General features: G+C 68.5%; 7 protein-coding genes. All 7 read left to right on the top strand.

What is annotated here, in order from left to right; genetic code table 11:
- The coding region (locus tag AC1D1T_RS29845) for a phage tail protein (protein ID WP_477993070.1) at positions 1-556 on the top strand (556 nt) is incomplete at its 5' end.
- Positions 557-564: 8 nt separating this feature from the next.
- Positions 565-735 (top strand): DUF5908 family protein, encoded by a 171-nt coding sequence (locus AC1D1T_RS29840; RefSeq protein ID WP_156154813.1) that lies wholly within the window; start codon positions 565-567, stop codon positions 733-735.
- 677 nt (positions 736-1,412) lie between these two features.
- Positions 1,413-1,847 carry a cytochrome c maturation protein CcmE gene (gene ccmE, locus AC1D1T_RS29835; RefSeq protein WP_047511894.1) on the top strand — a complete coding sequence of 145 codons (435 nt, stop codon included), beginning with the start codon at positions 1,413-1,415 and terminating at the stop codon, positions 1,845-1,847.
- Positions 1,844-3,814: a heme lyase CcmF/NrfE family subunit gene (locus AC1D1T_RS29830; protein WP_477993069.1), complete on the top strand. Its 1,971-nt coding sequence runs from the start codon at positions 1,844-1,846 to the stop codon at positions 3,812-3,814. Before ccmE ends, AC1D1T_RS29830 begins: the two co-directional genes overlap by 4 nt.
- Positions 3,811-4,356, top strand: coding sequence for a DsbE family thiol:disulfide interchange protein (locus AC1D1T_RS29825; RefSeq protein WP_465112507.1), 546 nt, complete (start codon positions 3,811-3,813; stop codon positions 4,354-4,356). Before AC1D1T_RS29830 ends, AC1D1T_RS29825 begins: the two co-directional genes overlap by 4 nt.
- The gene (locus tag AC1D1T_RS29820; RefSeq protein WP_477828924.1) at positions 4,353-4,817 is read left to right on the top strand and encodes a cytochrome c-type biogenesis protein; all 465 of its coding nucleotides are present in this window, start codon (positions 4,353-4,355) and stop codon (positions 4,815-4,817) included. The genes AC1D1T_RS29825 and AC1D1T_RS29820 overlap by 4 nt, the downstream gene beginning before the upstream one ends.
- A 1-nt stretch (position 4,818) precedes the next feature.
- On the top strand, positions 4,819-5,159 hold a 341-nt coding region (ccmI, locus tag AC1D1T_RS29815), incomplete at its 3' end, for a c-type cytochrome biogenesis protein CcmI (protein ID WP_477993068.1).

Here is a 5,159-nt window from a genome sequence, read left to right as displayed (position 1 = left end):
CCCGGGGCCCTCGCGCGCGCCGGCGGCCCGCACGGGCGGTGGCGTGGCCGGCGGCGGCATCACGCCGCAGGCCTTGCAGGCGGCCAAGGCGAAGTTGCGTGTCACGCAGGGCTTCTATCCGCCGGTGGCGTTCCATTTCTCGGTCTCGTTCGGTGCGAACCCGAAGGATTCGGACGGTGCGTTCCGCGAGGTCAGCGGGATCGGTCCCGAGATCGAGACCGAGACGGTGAACGAGGGTGGGCTGAACGGTTTCGCGCATGTGTTGCCGAAGTCGATCAAGCATCCGCGGCTGGTGCTGAAGCGGGGCATCGCGGCGAAGGAGTCGCGCCTGGTGAAGTGGTGCCAGCAGGTGCTGGACGGCGGTTTCGTGAAGCCGATCGATGCGTTGCTGGTGCACGTCTTCCTGCTCGATGCGGCGGGCGATCCGTTGCGTTGCTGGACGGTGGAGAACGCCTGGCCGGTGAAGTGGGAGATCGACGGGTTCCAGTCCACCCGCAACGAGGTGGCGATGGAGAAGATCGAGCTGGCCTATGCCCGTTCGAACCGGATGTATTGAGGACTCCGATGAGCATCGAGGTGCGTCAACTGCTGATCCGTTCGCAGGTCCATGCGGCTCCCGTGGCGCCGCAGCGGCAGGGCGTTTCGTCGGCCGAGCTGCAGCGCTTGCGTGAGCAGCTGCTGTCGGAGTGCAAGGCGTGGCTCGCGCAGCAGATGCGGGCGCAGAAGGAGCGGTGATGTTTTATCGGTCACTTCGTTTCTCCTTCGACTTTCTGTGCTGCAAAGGCGCGTGGGGGAGGCCGTGGCGCGCCGTCCTCCGCGGTCATCGCCCCTGGCGGGGCGCTGACTACCCTGCGCTGACTGGTTTCAAGGCCCGTCGCCCAAACTCCCGCCACTCACTTCGTTCGTTGTGGTCAAACAGTGGGCGACAGTCAGTGCACGAAGCGTGCTGGCGCACGCGGGCCATGAAACCAGCCAGCTCCGGCGCTACGTCCTYATTGGCGCRCCACGGCCTCCCCCACGCRCCTTTGSGCCACCRCCCYGGTMCTTCGACTTTGACAAGCGAACAAATGRGGGTTGAGTCCCGGGTTGTCACCCGGGCTACCGGCTCGTTCGTCGAACACTCKCGGTTCGTGGGCGGGGCGGCCGGGGGSAGGCTGTGGGGGCGACTTCTGGRGCGACGGAGAAGRTCGGCTTCGGGGGTGGCGCGCGCCAGCGCGCTTCGTGAACTGACTCATCGGCTGTGTTTGACCACAACGAACGAAGTGAGTGGAGGGAGTTTGCCGATGCAGACCCGAAACCGATCTTCTTCGTGAAGTCGGCCCGCCAGGGCCGACCGACCCAGCTGAGCCCCCAGCGCATACCGCCCGCCGCCCCGCACGCGCCAAGCAAGACAACAGAGTGACCAGACAAACATGAAGCCCCGCCACAAACGCCTAGCCATCATCGTCGGTGCCGTCGCCAGCCTCGGCGTCGCCGCAGCACTCGTGCTGAACGCGCTGAACAGCAACGTCGCGTTCTTCTTCACGCCCACGCAGGTGGTGTCCGGCGAAGCCCCGAAAGACCGTGCGTTCCGCGTCGGCGGCATGGTCCGCCAGGGCACCCTGAAGCGCGACCAGATGACCGTCAGCTTCACGATCACCGACACCGCCAAGGACGTCGCCGTGCGCTACACCGGCATCCTTCCCGACCTGTTCCAGGAGGGCAAGGGCGCTGTCGTGCAAGGCAAGCTCGACGGGGACGCCTTCGTCGCCACCGAAGTGCTCGCCAAGCACGACGAGAACTACATGCCGCCCGAGGCCGCCCACGCGGTCGAAGAGGCCAAGAAGATGAGGAACACGCTCAAATGACTCCCGAACTCGGCCACCTCGCGCTGATCCTCGCGTTCCTGGTCTCGATCGTCCAGGGCGTGCTGCCGATCGTCGGCGCCCACCAGAACAAGCCCGCCTGGACCTCGCTCGCACGGCCCGCCGCGCAGACGCAGTTCCTGCTCGTCGCGTTCGCGTTCGCCTGCCTGATGCAGGCCTTCGTCGCCAACGACTTCTYGGTGCTCTACGTCGCCCAGCACTCGAACTCGCAGCTGCCCACCGCCTACCGCGCCGCCGCCGTCTGGGGCGGCCACGAWGGCTCGCTGCTGCTGTGGCTGCTGATGCTCAACGGCTGGACGCTCGCCGTCAGCCTGCTGTCGCGCCAGCTGCCGCTGCCGATGGTCGCGCGCGTCATCGGCGTGCTCGGCCTGGTCGCCGCCGGCTTCCTCGCGTTCATGCTGCTCACGTCCAACCCGTTCGACCGGCTGATCCCGGCCGCCGCCGAAGGCCAGGACCTGAACCCGCTGCTGCAGGACCCCGGCCTCATCGTCCACCCGCCGATGCTCTACATGGGCTACGTCGGCTTCTCGGTCGCCTTCGCCTTCGCGATCGCCGCGCTGCTGGCCGGCACGCTCGACGCCGCCTGGGCCCGTTGGTCGCGCCCATGGACCAACGTCGCGTGGACTTTCCTCACTTTGGGCATAGCGTTGGGCTCGTACTGGGCCTACTACGAGCTCGGCTGGGGCGGCTGGTGGTTCTGGGATCCGGTCGAGAACGCGTCGTTCATGCCGTGGCTGGTCGGCACCGCGCTGATCCACTCGCTGGCCGTCACCGAGAAACGCGGCAGCTTCAAGAACTGGACCGTGCTGCTCGCGATCTGCGCGTTCTCGCTGTCGCTGCTCGGCACCTTCCTGGTCCGCTCCGGCGTGCTGACCTCGGTGCACGCCTTCGCCACCGACCCGCGCCGCGGCATCTTCATCCTGCTGTTCCTCAGCGCCGTGATCGGCGGCTCGCTGAGCCTGTTCGCCTACCGCGCGCCCAAGGTCGGCCTGGGCGGCGCGTTCGCGCTGTTCTCGCGCGAGACGCTGCTGCTGGTCAACAACGTGCTGCTGATGGTGGCCGCCGGCTCGGTGCTGCTGGGCACGCTGTACCCGCTGATCATCGACGGCCTCGGCCTCGGCAAGCTGTCGGTCGGCCCGCCCTACTTCAACGCGGTGTTCGTGCCGATCATGGTGCCGCTGCTGTTCCTGATCGCGATCGGCCCGGTCGCCAACTGGAAACACGCCGACGTGCGCGACCTGTCGCAGCGCCTGTGGATGGCCGCCGGCATCGCCGTCGTGCTGGGCGCGCTGCTGCCGCTGTTCGTCGGCAGCTGGTCGCCGCTGGTCGCGCTCGGCCTGCTGCTGGCGGTGTGGATCGTCGCGAGCAGCGTGTTCCAGATCCGCGCCCGCCTGAAATCGGGCCGGCCGCCGCGCGCCTACTGGGGCATGCACCTGGCCCACATCGGCATCGCGACCTTCGTCGTCGGTGTCACGATGGTGAAGGGCTACGAGKTCGAGAAGGACGTGCGCATGGCCGTCGGCGAGACCGTCGCGCTCGGCGGCTACACGGTCAAGCTGCTCGGCGTCAACGAAGTGCGCGGCCCCAACTACATCGCGCAGCGCGGCGACGTCGAGCTCTCGCGCGACGGCCAGGTGCTGCGCACGCTGAACCCCGAGAAGCGCAACTACCTGTCGTCGCAGATGCCGATGACCGAGACCGCGATCGACAGCGGCCTCACGCGCGACCTGTACGTCTCGCTCGGCGAGCCGCTGGAAGCCACCCCGGACGGCAAGGCCGCAGCCTGGAGCGTGCGGGTGTACTACAAGCCCTTCGTCGTGTGGATCTGGCTCGGCTGCCTGCTGATGGCCGCCGGCGGCGGGCTCGCGGCCAGCGACAAGCGCTACCGATTGAAGCTGAAGCAGCGGGTCGGCCTGCCGGTGTCAGGCGCCACCGGAGCGGCGGCATGAAGAAGTACTTCCTGATCCCGCTGGTGCTGTTCGCGGTGCTGGCCGTGTTCCTCGCGGTCGGCCTCAACCACGATCCGCACGAGGTGCCGTCGCCGCTGATCGGCAAGCCGGCGCCGATGTTCGCGCTGCCGCGGCTCGATGCATCCGCGGGTGTCGCAACAGACGCGGCGAAGTTCAGCCCGCAGGAGATGCGTGGCAAGGTGTGGATGCTGAACGTCTGGGCCACCTGGTGCGGCCCGTGCCGCCAGGAGCATCCGGTGCTCGTCAACTTCGCGAAGCTGAACCTGGTGCCGGTGGTCGGCCTGAACTACAAGGACAAGGGCGACGACGCCAGGCGCTGGCTGACCGAGTTCGGCAACCCGTATCTCGCGACCGCGGTGGATGCCGATGGCCGCGTCGGCATCGACTACGGCGTCTACGGCGTGCCCGAGACCTACCTGATCGACAAGACCGGCACGATCCGCTTCAAGCAGATCGGCCCGCTGACCCCCGAAGTCCTGAGTTCGAAAGTCATTCCCATGCTCAAGGAGTTGGGCGCATGAGGTGGCTCGTCATCGGGGCCGCGCTGGCCCTCGCCTTCACCTGCAGTGCACGCGCCGCCGACGCACCGCCGCTGGCCCAGGACCAGGTCGTCGAGGCGCGGCTGGTCGGCATTGCCGAGGAGCTGCGCTGCCTGGTGTGCCAGAACGAATCGCTGGCCGGCTCGCGCGCCGACCTGGCGGAAGACCTGCGCCGCGAGATCCGCACGCTGATCCGCCAGGGCAAGACCGACCAGGAGGTGATGGACTACCTGGTCGCCCGCTATGGCGATTTCGTGCGCTACCGGCCGCCGATGAAGCCGACCACGTACCTGCTGTGGCTGGGGCCCTTCGCGCTGCTCGGCGGTGGGCTGGTGGCACTGGTCACCTTCCTCCGCCGCCGCACTGCGCCCGATGCGGTCGCGCTCACCGCCGATGAGCAACAGCGTGCCGCGGCCCTCCTGAACAACGACAAGAACCCCTGAGATGGCAACCTTCCTGATCGCGGCGGCCCTGCTCGTCGCCGCCACCCTGCTCGTGCTGCTGCGACCGTGGCGCCGCGCCGCCCAGGCGGCCCGGCGGGACGACCTGACCGCCCGCGACGCCAACACCGCCGTCTACCGCGACCAGCTGGCCGAGATCGACCGCGACCTCGCGGCCGGCACGCTGCTGCCCACCGACCACGAGCAGGCGCGCAGCGAGCTGCAGAAGCGGCTGCTGGCCGATGCCGGCGCGGCCGAGCCGGCGATGGCGCCGCTCACGTCGGGGCGCGGCACGATGATCGCGCTCGCGATCGCGCTGCCGGTGCTGGCGGCGGGCCTCTACGC

Source organism: Rhizobacter sp. P2_H3, from assembly GCF_056403355.1.
The sequence above is the reverse complement of the archived record's forward strand: the minus strand, read 5'-3'. Positions and strand labels throughout refer to the sequence as shown.

Bases quoted from the DNA above. Each gene is read 5' to 3' on its own strand.
- AC1D1T_RS29840 (WP_156154813.1), top strand. From the start codon at position 565: ATGAGCATCGAGGTGCGTCAACTGCTGATCCGTTCGCAGGTCCATGCG.
- ccmE (WP_047511894.1), top strand. From the start codon at position 1,413: ATGAAGCCCCGCCACAAACGCCTAGCCATCATCGTCGGTGCCGTCGCC.
- AC1D1T_RS29820 (WP_477828924.1), top strand. From the start codon at position 4,353: ATGAGGTGGCTCGTCATCGGGGCCGCGCTGGCCCTCGCCTTCACCTGC.
- AC1D1T_RS29825 (WP_465112507.1), top strand. From the start codon at position 3,811: ATGAAGAAGTACTTCCTGATCCCGCTGGTGCTGTTCGCGGTGCTGGCC.